The sequence below is a fragment of the Bradyrhizobium sp. ORS 86 genome, from assembly GCF_045571475.1.
Classification (GTDB): domain Bacteria; phylum Pseudomonadota; class Alphaproteobacteria; order Rhizobiales; family Xanthobacteraceae; genus Bradyrhizobium.
Window position 1 is genome coordinate 4506361 of sequence record NZ_CP120699.1, and the last position, 13899, is coordinate 4520259.

A 13899-nucleotide genomic window follows, 5' to 3' on the forward strand; every position below is an offset into this window, starting at 1 on the left:
CTCCCGCGAGACTGGGCTTGGTGGTCGCCGTTATCAGCGAGTGACTTGGCCTCCTGAGACCCGCATCCGCATGCCGATTGACGGCAGAATAATATCTGACTAAAGTCAGATATATGCTTGATGCCGTTTCCCGCGTCCGTCGCTTCAATCGTGCCGTGACATCCGCGGTCGGCGCGCTCGATACGTCGTTCCTCGGGCGCGGCCGGCCGCTTGGGGCGGCACGCGTGCTCAACGCGATCGGGCATGGATGCGCCGAGGTCGGCGACATCAGGGATTATCTCGGCCTCGATTCAGGCCTGATGAGCCGACTGTTGCGGAGCCTCGAAGACGAGGGGCTGATCGAGACCACGACGCATGCGAGCGACGCGCGCCGCCGCACCTGCCGGCTGACGGCGACTGGCCGTCGCGAGTTCAACGCCTATGAAGCGATCTCCAATCGGCAGGCCAGGGATTTCCTCGCCCGCCACACCCAGCGCGAGGCACTGCTGGCGGCGATGGACATGATCGCCTCGGCGCTCGGGCGCGACGGCACGACCTTGCATGAGGCGGACCCGCGCAGCGACGAGGCGCGCTACTGCCTCGGCGCCTACTACGCCGAGCTCGCGCGACGCTTCAAGCAGGGGTTCGACGTCAAGCTCTCACGCGATCCCGACGCGAAGGACATGGTGCGCCCGCGCGGCACATTCATCGTGGCGATGTCGGACGGCCTGCCGGTCGGCTGCGTCGGACTGAAAGGCAGCGGCGGCGCGTTGGCGGAGATCAAGCGGCTCTGGGTCGCCCCGGCCACGCGTGGCCTCGGCCTCGGCCGCCGTCTGATGGAGGCCGCCGAGAACGCCGCGCGCGAGCTCGGCATCACGGTGTTGCGGCTCGACACCAACAGCGCGCTGGGGGAAGCGGGTCAACTCTACCGTACGAGCGGCTGGACCGAGATCCCGCGCTTCAACGACGACCCCTACCCCGATCTGTTCTTCGAGAAACGCTTCTGACTCGCGAATGCGCTGGCCGATTGGCCATCCGGCACCGCTCGGCTATGATCAGCCGGAGCTGAACGTGTCCTTCTGCCCGAGATTCAAGAAATCAAACGGAGGATGGTAATGGCGGTCCCTTGCAAGTTCGAACGCAGCATTCTCAGCCACGAAGAACATGAGACAGTCCGCCTGACCCATCATCCCGCGATCTACGACGTCGAGGTCGCCGAGCTCGAGGCCATGCGGCCCCGCTTGCGCAAGATGCGCGACAAGGAGCGAACGCTCGGCCGGCAAAAGCAGCGCGAGGGACGCGGAAAGGCCGAGGCTCGCGGGTCAAGCTTTCCGGGAACCGCCAAGCATGCTTCGGAGCGCAAGCAGGTGTTCGCCGCGGCGTTGAAGCGCGTGAACACCGAGCTCAGGCGTCTGCACAATCTGGCAGCCCGGACCGCGCATGTCGAAGCAGCTCGAAAGGCCCTCGCCCTGCACCGGGCCGCGAATTTCATGACCTATCCCCCGGCCGGCGCTACCGCGGGCGAAGGCATGGTGCCGAAGCCAAGCGAACGCCGAAGAAAGATCGTTGCGGGCGCGAAAATCGGACGCGTGTCGCAGGCGACGAAAGTCGCCCAGGCCGTGCGTGACGCGCGTGGCTAGCGCAGCGAAGCGGACATGGCCGGGACTTCATGATTGCGCGCCCTGATACGATCGCATGACCATCCGTTCCATCGTCCGCTATCCCGATCCTCGGCTCGCGCTGCCTGCCCAACCCGTGACCGTGTTCGACGATGCGCTGCGCGAGCTGGCGGGCGACCTGCTCGACACCATGCATGCGGCGCCCGGCATCGGCATCACCGCGCCGCATATCGGCGTCTCCTTGCGCGTGGTGGTGCTCGAGCTCGACGCCGGCGAAGGCCCAAGGACCTACGTCAACCCCGAGATCATCCGGACCTCGCCTGAAATGATCCTGCATCGGGAAGGCAGCGTCTCGATGCCCGGCGTGGTCGACGAGGTCGAGCGTCATGCCCGCGTCCGCATCCGCTATCAGGACCTCGACGGCAACATGCAGACCGAGGACTCCGACGGCCTGCGCGCGGTGTGCCACCAGCACGAGATCGATCAGCTCGACGGCATGTTCTGGATTAAGCGGCTATCCCGCCTCAAGCGCGAGCGGCTGATCAAGCGGTTCGAGAAGCTGTCGCGGGGGTAAGCTGAGAGAGCCCACACCCGCCGCGCTCAGGCGCGCAAGAGCGCTGCCGAGCGCGTCGGCCTCCCCGCAAGCGGGGGAGGCGAAGTCGGTTCTGCCGATAGACCGATCGAACCAAAATTTGTCGCCCTCACCCGCCCGCGATCAAATCCTTCGCCAGTGCCATATAGGCCGGCAGCGTCACGGGATCGTTGGCGGCATTGCCGGCGACCGGGTGCGAGGCGTAGCGCGCGATCACCATTTCGGCTTTCGGATCGATGTAGATGCCCTGGCCATACACGCCGCGCGCCATGTAGGCGCCGTGCGCATTGTGCGTCACCCACCACTGGTTCCGGTAGGAGGCGCCGGGCAAGGTGGTGTAGCCGGCCGGCTTGAATTTTTCGCGATCGCCGCCGCGCGCGATGTCCTCGACCACGGAAGGCGGCACGATCTGGCGGCCGTTGAAGCGGCCGTGATTGCGGATCGTCTCGCCGAAGCGGGCCAGATCGCGCAGTGTCGTCGACAGGCCACCGCCGCCGCTCTCGGTGCCGATGCGGTCGACGTGATAATGCGCGTCCTCCTCCGCGCCCATCGGCGTCCAGATCCGCTCGGAGAGAAGATCGGACAATGTCATGCGGCTGGCGCGCCGGCAGATCCAGGCCAGCACGTCGGAATTGACGGTCTTGTAGGCGAAGGCCTTGCCGTGCTCGCCCTGCTTCTTCTGCGCGCAGAGAAAATCGAAAATCGTGGTCGCGCCCTGATAGCCTTCCGGGATCGGCGCCATGCCGTTGGCGCGCCGCAGCCCCCACACGTCGGAGTTCTTGTCGGTATAGACCTCGGTGTAGGCGAGGCCCGTGGTCATATCCATCGCCTCATGCACGCGCGCGTCGCCGAATGCACTGGCCTTCAGCTCGGGCACATAGTCCGTGATCGGAGCTTGCGGATCGATCTTGCCCTCCGCGACCAGGATGCCGGCGAGCGTGCCGGTGAACGACTTCGTCACGGACATCCCGATATGCGGCTTGTGCGGCTTCAGCGTGCCGAAATAGCGCTCGTAGATCAGCCTGCCTCGGTGCAGCACGGCGATGCCGTCGGCATAGGTTTCCTCGAGCATGCGCGCAAAGGTCATCGGACGGCCGTCCATGGTGACCGACGCCGATGCGCCGATGTCATGGTCCTCGCGCGGCAGCACCGACGCAGGCCCCGGCCCGCGCCAGACGTTCACCGTCGGCACCAGTTGCCGCAGATTGCTCCACGCCCAGCGCAGCTCGGGAAAGCTGCGGAACGAGCCGTCCTGGAACGTGATGGTCTTGTCCTGAGGCGGCGGAAAGCCCTGCATCCAGCCGAGCGTTTGCGGATCGGTCTCGGCGGCGGTGGGAGTTTGTTGTTGACTGGATGCAGTCGCGACGGACATCAGGGCTGGCTCCGGGACGGGACGATATCGAGTCCTACCATGCGGGGCCATGCCACACATCTCGCGTTTGCGCCGGCCGCCTTGCCGCTATGTCATGACGAACGGACGTGGCGGTAATGCCGTCATCCCGCGGCGGCTCGCTCGATCGCAGCGATGTCGATCTTCGTCATCGTCATCATCGCCTCCATCGCGCGCTTGCCGACGGCGCGATCGGTGCTGTTGACGAGCTCGAGCAGCCGCCGCGGCGTGATCTGCCAGGCAAAGCCCCAGCGATCCCGGCACCACCCGCACGGCAATTCCTTGCCGCCATTGCCGGTGACCGCATTCCAGTAGCGGTCGGTCTCGTCCTGGCTGTCAGTGAGCACCATGAAGCTGACCGCCTCATTCGGCGTGTAGGTGGGGCCCCCGTTCAGCCCCACGAAGCGCCGGCCGAGCACGGTGAACTCGACCGTCAGTTCCTCGCCCTGCCCGATGCCCGGTATCGGCGATGCATGGCCCGCGCCGACATGGCTGTCGGGAAAGGTCGCGGCGTAAAACTCCGCCGCTTCGCGCGCCCGGCCTTGGTCGAACCAGAGGCATGTGACGAGGTCGGTCATGGTAGTCTCCTTCCCAGAACTGTGTTCGACTGATTTCGGCCCTCGGTGATCGTCACCAGATGCCGGGCACGAGCCTATAACGCGTTCGGCCTGCATAGTCAGCATAGCCCGACAATTCAGTCTGGAGCAGACGGTCCTCCAGCCGCGTCCGGAGAACCAGCAGCACGATCGCCAATGCAGCCGGCAACAAGGCCCACCACGAGGCGAGCGCAAGCGGAATTGCGATGAACATTGCTATCGCAGCGACATAGCCGGGATGCCGGACGAATCTGTACGGCCCGGATGTAATCACCCGCTGCGCTCGCTCCTGCTGAATCCGAACACCCGGCTCGAAGAACGGATTGACGGCTTGAGCCCATGTCGTGACTGCGACGCTGCCGACAAACAGGAGATAGCCGACCACGACGACCCAGAGCGGGACGTCGGACCATCCCATCCGTCCCGCGTCGAGCGTCGCGATTGGAATTTCAAGAACGAGGGCCGGGAGCATGACCGCGAGCAGGACCAGATCCCATGTCTTGGTCCCCGGCTGGAAACGGCTGCGAGCGCGGTAGATCATCGGATTCACCCGCGCAAGGAGCAGTGCCGAAAGCCCAAACGCCGCGACAAGGACGGCGACGAAGATCCAACCCGGGCCCCAAGCGATCCTCCCTACCGGAACGAAGACCAGGGCCACGAGCACAAGTGGCAAGCCTACGGCATAGAGGATCGCCGTGGCGCGCGACATCGGCTTCGGATCGACAGCCGCGTTCATATTTCCCTCTCCCATAAGCTGGTCCCCTTGCCGCTGTTGGTCAGGCGCCTGCCTGTGTGCCCGGCTGCTTGCGAAAGACCCATCCGAAATACAAGCAGGCGAGAAAGAGGACAAAGTGGATCGCACCGCGCACGGCGCTGAGCGGCGGCGACTGCACGGCGGTCGTCCACACGAGCGGAATCGGGATATTCGCCAGGCAGAGGTAGACCTGCATCCCGCTGCTGACGAAAAATGCGCCGGCGAGAAACTTGTGATACTCGCGATAGCGCACCGCGACGTAGAGCGTCGGCAGCCCGACGACAATGATTGCAGCCACGAGATAGGGAAGCATGGCCTCCTCCCAGCCTTGCGGTTGCCCACCAGCTCAAATTCATTATATTCGGGATATGTCGAATATGTCAAAGACAGATCGAAAGTCGAGCAAGGCCGAGCGGCAATTCATCGAGGACGTGGTTCGCCTGCTCCTGCCCTGGGGCGTGCCATCCGCCGCGGCCCGGCTTTACGGTTACCTGCTGCTGCGTCCCCGCCCGGTCAGCCTCGACCAGATCAGCGACCAGCTCGGGATCAGCAAGAGCAGCGCCAGCGTGGCGGCGCGGTTGCTCGAGAGCTACACGCTGGCGCGCCGGCATCGCGAGCCCGGAACGAAACGGGCGCTCTACGCCGTCGCCGACGATTACGAGACCATGATCCAGCAGCAGAACCGCCTGCTCGATACGTTGGCCGACCAGTTCGCCGCCGGAACCAGGATCACAACATCCAGGGACGTGAGCGCGCGCTTGAAGGAGATGGCGGATTTCTACCGGATCATGCGCGGCGCCATGGAGGACGCCGTCGATCGCTGGAAACGGAGCCGGTCGTCTTAGGGAGCGTAAGGCGGATGAGCGTTCGCGATTGTCAGGTACAAGCGAATGATCTCAGGTTCGGACCGTCTGTGGGTCAGCCTCGAAATTCCCCGGTCAAAAGAATTCCGGATCAGTTGTCGGACAGCGCGCCGATCGTTCGTTCTAGGGCATGATCCGGAAAAGTGCGAAGCGGTTTTCCGAAAAGATCATGCTCAAACGAGGGACTGAAGCGCGATGACAATCTCATCGCGCTTTAGGGACGCCAGGCCAGCGCCGCGGAGAGAGACCATGACCATCACCATTACCGCCTTTGAACGATCGCCTGATGGCGGCAAGGGACTGGCGCGCGATACCCGCGTTCGCTGGGCGCTTGAGGAAGTCGGCCAGCCTTACGAGGTGCGGCTGGTTTCGTTCCGCGCGATGAAGGAGCCGGCACATCTGGCGCTGCATCCCTTCGGCCAGATACCGACCTACGAAGACGGCAATCTGGCGCTGTTCGAGACAGGCGCGATCGTGCTCCATATCGCCGAGCACCATGCGGGCCTGCTGCCTGACGATCCCAATGCCCGGGCGCGCGCGATCGCATGGATGTTTGCCGCGCTCAACACGGTGGACCAGCCGATCCTCGAGCTCGTCATCGCCAAGTTCGTAGAGGGCGACAAGCCCTGGAGCAAGGAGCGCCTGCCTCTGGTCATGGATCGCATCCGCGACCGCTTGGGGCAACTCTCCGCGCGCCTTGGCGATGCCGATTGGCTCGATGGCGCCTTCAGTGCGGGCGACCTGATGATGGTGTCGGTGCTGCTCAGGCTGAGAGCATCGGGTATTCTGGACGAGTTTCCGAACCTCGCCGCTTATGTCGCCCGCGGTGAAGCGCGGCCTGCGTACAAGCGGGCCTTCGAGGCGCAGTTGGCAGCGGCGCGAATTTTTTAGACGCACGACGAAAGAACCGTCTCGCTGATCCGTCAGAAATTTGCGCTCTTGATTTCAAACACCAATTTCGACGGTGCACGATCTGCTCGGTTTCAGCGACTATCGGCATCAATCGGTCGATTTTTTCCGACGCCCGCCGACCGAGCCGTACCGGCAGCTCCCAAAAAAGACCGTCTCGACGGTGTCTACTACCAGAGCCCGTCGCGAGATTTACATCGGCGCTGCGGGGTCGATACAGCGGTACGCCCGAGACTGCGCCGTCGCCGACCTGCCGCGCGTCAGTCGTGCGATACGGACAGTCCCGTGAGAAGCGGAGCGTACGCGGCGAGCCTGCGGGATACAAACTCAGTGAAAAGCCGCACGCGCTTCGTCTTGCGTGTCTCCCCCTGTGTGAGAAGCCAGAGCGTTCCGTACATGTGCAGGTCGGTGCCCGGCACCCTCACCAGCAGTGGGTCGGCATCGCCAACGAAGCACGGCAGTGTCGTCATCCCGAGCCCCTGCCGTACCGCGACGAACTGCGCCTCGGCATCTGTGACCCTGAACGGAATCTCGGCGGTGCGAACCTCACCCTCGTGGGCCCAGTCCGGGATTCCATGAATGCTTATGACGATCCAGCGGATGGGATCAGGCGCGCCCGCACGCCACGCGGCCAGTCGATCGCGGGATATGTAGATGCCGCCGAACAGCTCCGGTCCCTTCAGGCCGTGCAGATTGAGCGGCAGGGTTTTGCGGTCGTAGACGACGCGGATCGCGACGTCGGCCTCTCGGTTGGTCAGATTTGCCAGCTCGCCGGACGACAAGATTTCCATCTCGATATCCGGATAAAGACGCGCGAAATCGGAGAAGTCCGGCATGAGCAGGTGTGTCGCAAGCGGCGGTGCCAGTGTCACCCGCAGGAGTCCGCGCACGCTCTGGTCGCGGCCGAAGACGCGCGTCTCCAGCAGGTGGGACGACGCTTCCATCTGGTCCGCGAGCTCGAGGACCTCCTCCCCCGCAGCCGTCAGGCGGTAGCCCGAAGGCAGCTTCTCGAACATATGTGCCCCGAGCCGTTCCTCCAGTTGGGCGACGCGTCGCAGCACGGTCGAGTGATTCACCCCGAGGCGCTCGGCGGCGGCCCGCACCGAGCCTCCGCGCGCGACGGCAAGAAAGTAGCGAACGTCATCCCAGTCGATCATGGTGCAATCCAGCACCGCTGGGGTGCGCCTTCCAAAACCCGTGCCCAACGCATCGAACAGCATCTCGTATGTGAGTAGCACGGGCGGTCATTGTAACCCATGCCGACGAGCGCGGCCCAATTCCGAATGGCAGACACCGAGCGTCGCGGCTGGCGTCGGTCACCCGGCCGGATCGATTTCGCACCACCGATGTGCGCGCTTCTGCACTCAACACCTGACGCCGGCGGACCCATGTCGAGGTTCTCGGGGGGCTCCCCGAACGACCAAAGATGGAGCCTGAAGGAGAAGTCATGGGAAAGCTTGAGGGTAAGGTTGCAGTCATCACGGGCGGATCGAGCGGCATGGCGCTGGCGAGCGCCATGCGGTTCGTTGAAGAAGGCGCCTATGTTTTCATCACGGGCCGGAGGCAGGAGGCGCTCGACGAGGCCGTAAAGCTGATTGGCCGGAACGTGACCGGCGTGCGCGGCGACGCGGCCAATCTCGACGACCTCGACCGCCTGTTCGATACGGTCAAGCGGCAAAAGGGCAAGATCGACGTCCTGTATGCGAGCGCCGGCACCGGCGAAGCCGTCCCACTGGGCGCGATTACCGAGCGACATTTCGATGCGACCTTCGGCCTGAATACGCGCGGCACGCTGTTTACGGTGCAAAAGGCGTTGCCGCTGTTCAACGATGGCGGATCGATCTTCATGACCGGATCAGTTGCTTCGGTGAAAGGTTTTCCTGGTTACAGCGTGTATGCGGCAAGCAAGGCGGCGCTGCACGCATTCGCACGCGGGTGGCTCAACGAACTGAAGGGCAGGAATATCCGGGTGAACGTGCTGCACCCAGGGCCGATTGCCACACCGATGCAGGACCAGGTTCTCGACGACGAGGCGAAGCGGATGTTCGAATCCCTGATCCCGCGGGGAAAGATGGGTCGTCCTGAGGAAATTGCGGCGGCCGCACTGTTTCTTGCTTCAGACGATTCGAGCTTTGTGAATGGGCTGGAGTTGTCTGTCGACGGCGGCTTCTCGGCCATCTGAAAGCGGGGAATCGATATCAACACGGATCGGAGAAGTATCATGAGCTATGCGATTGTAGGATTCGGTGCGGTCGGCCAGGCCCTCGCCCGGGGCTTCGCCCGTAAGAACATCAAGGTGGCCGTTGCGAGCCGCCGGCCGCCTGAGGCGTTGGCGCCGCAGGCCCAGGCAATTGGACCCACGGTCGTCGCCAAGTCGCTGCGGGATGCACTCGAGGCCGACACGATCATCCTGGCGGTCCCGTTCGGGGAGCATCGCGAGGTTGCGAAGGCCCTGCCGAGCTGGAAAGACAAGACGATCATCGACGTGATGAACGCATTGGTTCCCCTTGAGGAGCTGGACGGGCTCCTGTCCTCCGCCTTCGTCGCTAAGGCGTTCGCCGGTGCTAAGCTCGTGAAAGGCTTTAATCACCTGATTGCGGCCAAGCTGGCTGCCGATCCGATCGTCGAAGGCGGCCACCGGGTCGTCTTTCTGTCGAGCGACGACGAGGACGCGACCGCTCCCGTCGCGGCCTTGGCCAAACAACTGGGGTTCGCACCCGTCAAACTGGGAAAGCTCAACGAGGGTGGCGCGCTGGTGCACGCACGCGGCCGCACTTGGGGCCCGCTCATCTTCCAGGATTTGTTCAAGAAGGATCAGTGAACGAAGGCGTATGGACGCTGTTCGAAGGGTGGGAAGACGCCCGACGGAACAGCATATCTGCGGGCCGCCGAGTACCTATCGACTGCTATCGATGGCCTGGGATTCGCCCGAGTGTCCTCTGCTATCCGCTACTGCTGCACTGTACGCCCCGTCACTCTCACTCTATCATTTCGAACGAAGTTTCGTCGTTGATTTACAAGCGCGTCCGTTCAGTTCGTGACCGCTTTGCGCTAAAGCCTGCCGGTGCTCGAAGCTGAGCTTTGGACGCCCCGCCATCACCGGATGATCTTCGACGGTGCATCGCGCTGGTCAAGCGATGCGACGAGCAAAATATGTCCCTATCGCCATGAGGAGGATGCCGATGATGCGTTGCGTGGTGAGTTGAGACTTCAGGGCGCCGAATAAGCCGAACTGGTCGATCAACGCCGCTGACGCGATCTGCCCGAGCAACACAAAGAACACGGCGTTGGCGACGCCGATGCGCGGCGACGTCCACGTGATCGACAAGACATAAAAGGCGACGACAAATCCACCCGCATAGTACAATGGCGGTGCGCTGAACCAGCCATGCTTCGGCAACCCGAGGATCAGCATCGCGATTCCGCAAATAACTGTGCCAAGAACGAAGAGAATGAAAGCGGCAGCCCAGGGACTTTCAATCTCAACGCCAAGTTTGGAATTCCATGCGGCCATGACAGGGATGGCGACGCCGGCGGCGAGCATGAGAAGCGATAGAAAGAGATTGCTAAAAGGCGTCGTCATGGCGTCACACTCCGTCGTTTCTCGCGTGAATAACGCGGGAGATACGCCGACCGACCCGTCCCCGGAACCGGAATCAGTTCGATCGATATCGAAGTGTCGGCACTAGATTGATCGCCGCCGGGCGCCTATCTCCTGTTGATGAGCAGTCCGATCAAATTGGCGGAAATCGGCGGGATGATCGGCGATCCAGCGCGTGCAGTGATACTCTGCGCGCTGCTTGACGGCCGCACCCATAGCGCAACGGAGTTGTCCTTGGTCGCAGGTATCTCGCCGCAGACGGCGAGTTGGCACCTCGCGAAACTCTCCGACGGAAAGTTGGTTGCAGCAGAGAGGAAGGGCCGCAACCGGTATTTCCGGATGGCGTCGCCGCTTGTAGCGCAGGCTCTGGAGGCAATGATGGCAGTGGCGATAACGGGGTCCCGCCCGTTGCGCTCCCACGCGCTTTCGGAGCGCGAGCAAACATTGCGCAATGCACGGACCTGTTACGATCATCTTGCGGGAAGATTGGGTGTCGCGCTAACCGAAGCGTTTACTCGAAGAAAGTTGATTATGCTTTCGGAGGACGGCGGGCTTGTCACTCCGCGCGGAGCAAAATTGCTTTCCGGCTTCGGCATTGATCTGTCCGCCATACAGAAATCGAAGCGTCCTGTTTGCAGATCATGCCTGGATTGGAGCGAGCAAAAGCCGCATCTCGCGGGCGCAGTCGGCGCGGCACTTGCTGCGCGGTGCTTCGACCTGGGTTGGGTGCAGCGCCTGCCCAACACACGGGCTATCGCAATTGCGCCCGCAGGTGTCGAGGGCTTTCAAGAGCAGTTCGGAGTGACGGTGTAGGTCGGCGACAGCCCTCGCCGACGTATCCGCCATCGCGCGCTGGATCGAGCAGATTCTCACCACATCAAAAGACAAGAGGCCGTGGAGCACACCTACGCCATTCCCCTCGAGAGCCCTCCAGGGTATCCCGCACCCCTCACTCCCACTCGATTATTTTAGCGCGGAGTAACGCGTTGATCTTGCGACGAAAATTTTCTCCGGGTCCGACGAAGAACCGTCTCCCCGGACCGTCAGAAATTCGGGCTCTTGATGTCAAACGTAAATTTCGACAATCCTCGATTTGCTCGATTTCAGCGATTGGTCGATTCAGAAACTGCCGAGAGAGCGGCGTCACCAGCTTGACCCGAAAAGGACCGTCAGCGGGTCGTGGCAAAGCACGTCTGGGTGCTCGGGCATAATGGCATATAAGTTGCCGGCTTAGCGTCAACTGCATTGCTGATCTGGCAACGGGCATTGCTTGCGAGGCGGGATGTTCGCGTGCCCTCTTTTCATCTATTTTGGGGCCTGCATCACGAGGAGAAATCGACATGGCCATCGAAACGGCAGTGCTCGTCCATGGAGCGTTCGCAGACGGCTCTTGCTGGGCAAAGGTCATTCCGCTTCTGACGAAGCGCGGTCTCCGGGCGATCGCGGTGCAGAACCCGTTGAGTTCGCTCGCCGATGACGTCGTCGAGGCGCACCGCGTCATCGACATGCAGAAGAAGCCGGTCCTTCTGGTCGGTCATTCATGGGGCGGCGCGGTCATCTCCGAAGCTGGCAACCATGCCCAGGTCAAGGGGCTCGTGTACGTGGCTGCGGGTGCTCCCGACAACGGCCAATCCTTCGGCGATTGGTGGAAGGACTACACGCCAGCCCCCGCTGCCGCCGAGATCAAGCCTTACGGCGAAGGCTATGTGGCTCTGACGACTGAAGGTGTGCGCAAACATTTCGTCCAGGACATCCCGGCGGGCGAGGCAGACATCGTTTACGCCACGCAAGGCCCACTCGCCGCCCGGTGCTTTAGCGATAAAGTGGTGAAAACAGCGTGGCGCTCGAAGCCGTCCTGGTACCTCGTCGCCGCGCAGGATGAGACCATTCCTCCGGCCGTCCAACGGGACTCGGCGGATCGCATGGGCGCTCAAACTCTGGTCCTCCAAAGCAGCCACGTGCCGATGCTTTCGCAGCCGGAAGCCGTGGCGGAGTTCATCGCCAACGCAGCGGCTTCGATCGATGGCTAGAGGGCAGTTAGGCCAAGCCCGAAACCGACCGCGGCCTCGCGCGATCTGCTGCTCTCGGCTAAAATCGGGCCATGCAACTTGTCGCATTGAAATACTTTGTCGCAGTGGCTGACCATGGCAGCTTCGCTGCGGCGGCCGAATGGCTCGGCGTCTCGGCTTCGACGCTGACACGGAGCATCAGCACGCTTGAGGACAATCTCGGATTGACGCTGTTCGAGCGAAGCTCCCGCGGCGTTGCCCTCACCGCGGCTGCCGCGCCGGTCTTGGCAGAGACCAAGAGGATGCTGGCAAGCCTTGAGGCGGTGACCGAGGCGGCCGGGGGCGCGGCGCGGGGTACAAACGGCGATCTTCGACTCGGGGTACGCTCTCCACCGCTCGGGGAGCCGTTGCGCGGCATGCTGGCGCGGTGGCGGCGGGATCATCCCGACGTCCGGCTGATCGTGCATGAGCTTCCTGACCTTGAGCTCTTCTCGGAGCTCGTCGCCCGCCGCATCGACGTAGCGCTCATCCCGAGTTTCGCGCCCTGGCCGCAGATCGTGATGGAGCCGCTGTATCACGAAAGGATGGTGGCGGCCGTTCCGCAGGATCACGCTCTTGCCGGCCGCGATATGTTGAAGTGGACCGATTTTCATGGCGAGACGATTTACGTACAGGATTGGGCTCAGAGCCACGCGATGCGGGAGTTCTACGCCTCGATGATGGGCGTCGGAATGCCGCTGCATCCCATTTCCGCGAGCAAACAGACCGTGTTCAGCCTGGTCGCGAGCGGCTTCGGTGTCACGCTTGCCCAGCAAAGCCAGGCTGAAGCCAGCTTCCCCGGCGTGGTGTTCAGGAAAATCGACGAGACCAATGCGCGGGTTGAATTCTCCCTAGCCTGGTCGCCGCAGTCCGAATGCGCCGTGATCGGCCGGTTTCTCGCATCAATGCGCGACAGCGCCGCCGAAAAGAACGTGGGCGCTTCCGCGCCATAACCCCGCCGCGGGCATCCTGGGCTGGACTGGACCACTTCTAACGATGACCGCGAAATATGGCACGGGCAGACAGGCCTATGTGCACGCTATTTTACGCCACAGCCCTCTCGCTGTTTGAAGCTGCTTTACATCATCCGAGGATTGTACGTAGATCGAATCTGCCAATGTTGAGAGGGCGACCAGCGTTCGCAGCGGGGGCTGTAACAAATGAAACGCCGGCAACAGGCAGCGGCAATCGCCGCCGAAACTACGCTGTTGTCACCGCTTTTACCCTCACTCCCACTCTATCATTTCGAACATCGCTTCGCCCTTGATCTGCAAGCACAATTTTTCGGGTCTGACGGACAAATGCCGACGGTACATCCGCCTCAATTTTTCAGTCTTGAATCCACAGAAGAATTCGCACCGCGCTCGATGCTAGCCATTCCGCCAACTATCGGCGTCAATCGACTAATCAGGGCTGCCTGCGTACCCAGAAGTGCCAAGTCCGCACTCGCGCGGCGCCGTTTCAGAATGCCGTCAGAGATCAGGAACGCGCTGATACGTTCTTGGCAAACACCTCATGGTATTCGCGGCCACATGCAGCAAATCCTGC

At 62.7% G+C, this 13899-nt stretch carries 16 protein-coding genes and 1 pseudogene; 11 read left to right on the forward strand and 6 right to left on the reverse strand.

Annotated features, from left to right (window positions below; genetic code table 11):
• Positions 1-113 precede the first annotated feature (113 nt).
• The 3 genes from P6U25_RS21100 to P6U25_RS21110 all read left to right on the forward strand — a co-directional run bounded on the left by P6U25_RS21100 (position 114) and on the right by P6U25_RS21110 (position 2172).
• On the forward strand, positions 114-986 hold the full coding sequence (locus tag P6U25_RS21100; protein WP_407146683.1) for a GNAT family N-acetyltransferase: 873 nt from the start codon (positions 114-116) through the stop codon (positions 984-986).
• Positions 987-1094: 108 nt separating this feature from the next.
• A complete protein-coding gene (locus P6U25_RS21105) occupies positions 1095-1619 on the forward strand; it encodes a hypothetical protein (protein WP_407146684.1) in 525 nt (174 codons plus the stop codon).
• A 55-nt stretch (positions 1620-1674) separates the two neighbouring features.
• Positions 1675-2172 (forward strand): peptide deformylase, encoded by a 498-nt coding sequence (locus P6U25_RS21110; protein ID WP_407146685.1) that lies wholly within the window; start codon positions 1675-1677, stop codon positions 2170-2172.
• A 127-nt stretch (positions 2173-2299) separates the two neighbouring features.
• On the opposite strand, the gene P6U25_RS21115 is transcribed toward P6U25_RS21110, so the two are convergent.
• The 4 genes from P6U25_RS21115 to P6U25_RS21130 form a co-directional block, all read right to left on the reverse strand.
• Positions 2300-3562 carry a serine hydrolase domain-containing protein gene (locus P6U25_RS21115; RefSeq protein ID WP_407146686.1) on the reverse strand — a complete coding sequence of 421 codons (1263 nt, stop codon included), beginning with the start codon at positions 3560-3562 and terminating at the stop codon, positions 2300-2302.
• Between the two features lie 122 nt (positions 3563-3684).
• Complete coding sequence (locus P6U25_RS21120) at positions 3685-4158, reverse strand: VOC family protein (RefSeq protein WP_407146687.1); 474 nt, start codon at positions 4156-4158, stop codon at positions 3685-3687.
• Between the two features lie 52 nt (positions 4159-4210).
• Positions 4211-4912: a methyltransferase family protein gene (locus P6U25_RS21125; RefSeq protein WP_407146689.1), complete on the reverse strand. Its 702-nt coding sequence runs from the start codon at positions 4910-4912 to the stop codon at positions 4211-4213.
• A gap of 40 nt (positions 4913-4952) precedes the next feature.
• Positions 4953-5243 carry a hypothetical protein gene (locus P6U25_RS21130; RefSeq protein WP_407146690.1) on the reverse strand — a complete coding sequence of 97 codons (291 nt, stop codon included), beginning with the start codon at positions 5241-5243 and terminating at the stop codon, positions 4953-4955.
• A gap of 64 nt (positions 5244-5307) precedes the next feature.
• Between P6U25_RS21130 and P6U25_RS21135 the strand changes: the two genes are divergently transcribed.
• Together P6U25_RS21135 and P6U25_RS21140 are read left to right on the forward strand one after the other, a co-directional pair.
• Positions 5308-5775, forward strand: a complete 468-nt coding sequence (locus P6U25_RS21135) for a GbsR/MarR family transcriptional regulator (protein ID WP_407146691.1) — start codon at positions 5308-5310, stop codon at positions 5773-5775.
• Positions 5776-6042: 267 nt separating this feature from the next.
• Positions 6043-6684 carry a glutathione S-transferase family protein gene (locus P6U25_RS21140; protein ID WP_407146692.1) on the forward strand — a complete coding sequence of 214 codons (642 nt, stop codon included), beginning with the start codon at positions 6043-6045 and terminating at the stop codon, positions 6682-6684.
• 278 nt (positions 6685-6962) lie between these two features.
• On the opposite strand, the gene P6U25_RS21145 is transcribed toward P6U25_RS21140, so the two are convergent.
• A complete protein-coding gene (locus P6U25_RS21145; protein ID WP_407146693.1) occupies positions 6963-7859 on the reverse strand; it encodes a LysR family transcriptional regulator in 897 nt (298 codons plus the stop codon).
• Between the two features lie 290 nt (positions 7860-8149).
• On the opposite strand from P6U25_RS21145, the gene P6U25_RS21150 reads away from it, so the two are divergent.
• Both P6U25_RS21150 and P6U25_RS21155 read left to right on the forward strand, forming a co-directional pair.
• Positions 8150-8884, forward strand: coding sequence for an SDR family NAD(P)-dependent oxidoreductase (locus P6U25_RS21150; protein WP_407146694.1), 735 nt, complete (start codon positions 8150-8152; stop codon positions 8882-8884).
• A 39-nt stretch (positions 8885-8923) separates the two neighbouring features.
• Positions 8924-9523 carry an NADPH-dependent F420 reductase gene (locus tag P6U25_RS21155; protein ID WP_407146695.1) on the forward strand — a complete coding sequence of 200 codons (600 nt, stop codon included), beginning with the start codon at positions 8924-8926 and terminating at the stop codon, positions 9521-9523.
• A 309-nt stretch (positions 9524-9832) separates the two neighbouring features.
• Here P6U25_RS21155 and P6U25_RS21160 read toward each other — a convergent pair whose 3' ends face one another.
• Positions 9833-10285 carry a DMT family transporter gene (locus tag P6U25_RS21160; RefSeq protein ID WP_407146696.1) on the reverse strand — a complete coding sequence of 151 codons (453 nt, stop codon included), beginning with the start codon at positions 10283-10285 and terminating at the stop codon, positions 9833-9835.
• A gap of 138 nt (positions 10286-10423) precedes the next feature.
• On the opposite strand from P6U25_RS21160, the gene P6U25_RS21165 reads away from it, so the two are divergent.
• The 4 genes and pseudogenes from P6U25_RS21165 to P6U25_RS21180 all read left to right on the forward strand — a co-directional run bounded on the left by P6U25_RS21165 (position 10424) and on the right by P6U25_RS21180 (position 13304).
• Positions 10424-11116, forward strand: coding sequence for an ArsR/SmtB family transcription factor (locus P6U25_RS21165; protein WP_407146697.1), 693 nt, complete (start codon positions 10424-10426; stop codon positions 11114-11116).
• A 527-nt stretch (positions 11117-11643) separates the two neighbouring features.
• The gene (locus P6U25_RS21170) at positions 11644-12333 is read left to right on the forward strand and encodes an alpha/beta fold hydrolase (RefSeq protein ID WP_407146699.1); all 690 of its coding nucleotides are present in this window, start codon (positions 11644-11646) and stop codon (positions 12331-12333) included.
• Between the two features lie 71 nt (positions 12334-12404).
• Positions 12405-12527, forward strand: a pseudogene (locus tag P6U25_RS21175) (LysR family transcriptional regulator); the annotation flags it as partial.
• A 9-nt stretch (positions 12528-12536) separates the two neighbouring features.
• Positions 12537-13304, forward strand: a complete 768-nt coding sequence (locus tag P6U25_RS21180) for a LysR family substrate-binding domain-containing protein (RefSeq protein WP_407152568.1) — start codon at positions 12537-12539, stop codon at positions 13302-13304.
• The last annotated feature ends 595 nt before the right edge of the window (positions 13305-13899 follow it).

What these genes read in the sequence shown, in the direction of transcription:
- P6U25_RS21100 (WP_407146683.1), top strand. Translation starts at nt 114, where the DNA reads ATGCTTGATGCCGTTTCCCGCGTCCGTCGCTTCAATCGTGCCGTGACA.
- P6U25_RS21105 (WP_407146684.1), top strand. Translation starts at nt 1,095, where the DNA reads ATGGCGGTCCCTTGCAAGTTCGAACGCAGCATTCTCAGCCACGAAGAA.
- P6U25_RS21110 (WP_407146685.1), top strand. Translation starts at nt 1,675, where the DNA reads ATGACCATCCGTTCCATCGTCCGCTATCCCGATCCTCGGCTCGCGCTG.
- P6U25_RS21115 (WP_407146686.1), bottom strand. Translation starts at nt 3,562, where the DNA reads ATGTCCGTCGCGACTGCATCCAGTCAACAACAAACTCCCACCGCCGCC.
- P6U25_RS21120 (WP_407146687.1), bottom strand. Translation starts at nt 4,158, where the DNA reads ATGACCGACCTCGTCACATGCCTCTGGTTCGACCAAGGCCGGGCGCGC.
- P6U25_RS21125 (WP_407146689.1), bottom strand. Translation starts at nt 4,912, where the DNA reads ATGAACGCGGCTGTCGATCCGAAGCCGATGTCGCGCGCCACGGCGATC.
- P6U25_RS21130 (WP_407146690.1), bottom strand. Translation starts at nt 5,243, where the DNA reads ATGCTTCCCTATCTCGTGGCTGCAATCATTGTCGTCGGGCTGCCGACG.
- P6U25_RS21135 (WP_407146691.1), top strand. Translation starts at nt 5,308, where the DNA reads ATGTCAAAGACAGATCGAAAGTCGAGCAAGGCCGAGCGGCAATTCATC.
- P6U25_RS21140 (WP_407146692.1), top strand. Translation starts at nt 6,043, where the DNA reads ATGACCATCACCATTACCGCCTTTGAACGATCGCCTGATGGCGGCAAG.
- P6U25_RS21145 (WP_407146693.1), bottom strand. Translation starts at nt 7,859, where the DNA reads ATGATCGACTGGGATGACGTTCGCTACTTTCTTGCCGTCGCGCGCGGA.
- P6U25_RS21150 (WP_407146694.1), top strand. Translation starts at nt 8,150, where the DNA reads ATGGGAAAGCTTGAGGGTAAGGTTGCAGTCATCACGGGCGGATCGAGC.
- P6U25_RS21155 (WP_407146695.1), top strand. Translation starts at nt 8,924, where the DNA reads ATGAGCTATGCGATTGTAGGATTCGGTGCGGTCGGCCAGGCCCTCGCC.
- P6U25_RS21160 (WP_407146696.1), bottom strand. Translation starts at nt 10,285, where the DNA reads ATGACGACGCCTTTTAGCAATCTCTTTCTATCGCTTCTCATGCTCGCC.
- P6U25_RS21165 (WP_407146697.1), top strand. Translation starts at nt 10,424, where the DNA reads ATGAGCAGTCCGATCAAATTGGCGGAAATCGGCGGGATGATCGGCGAT.
- P6U25_RS21170 (WP_407146699.1), top strand. Translation starts at nt 11,644, where the DNA reads ATGGCCATCGAAACGGCAGTGCTCGTCCATGGAGCGTTCGCAGACGGC.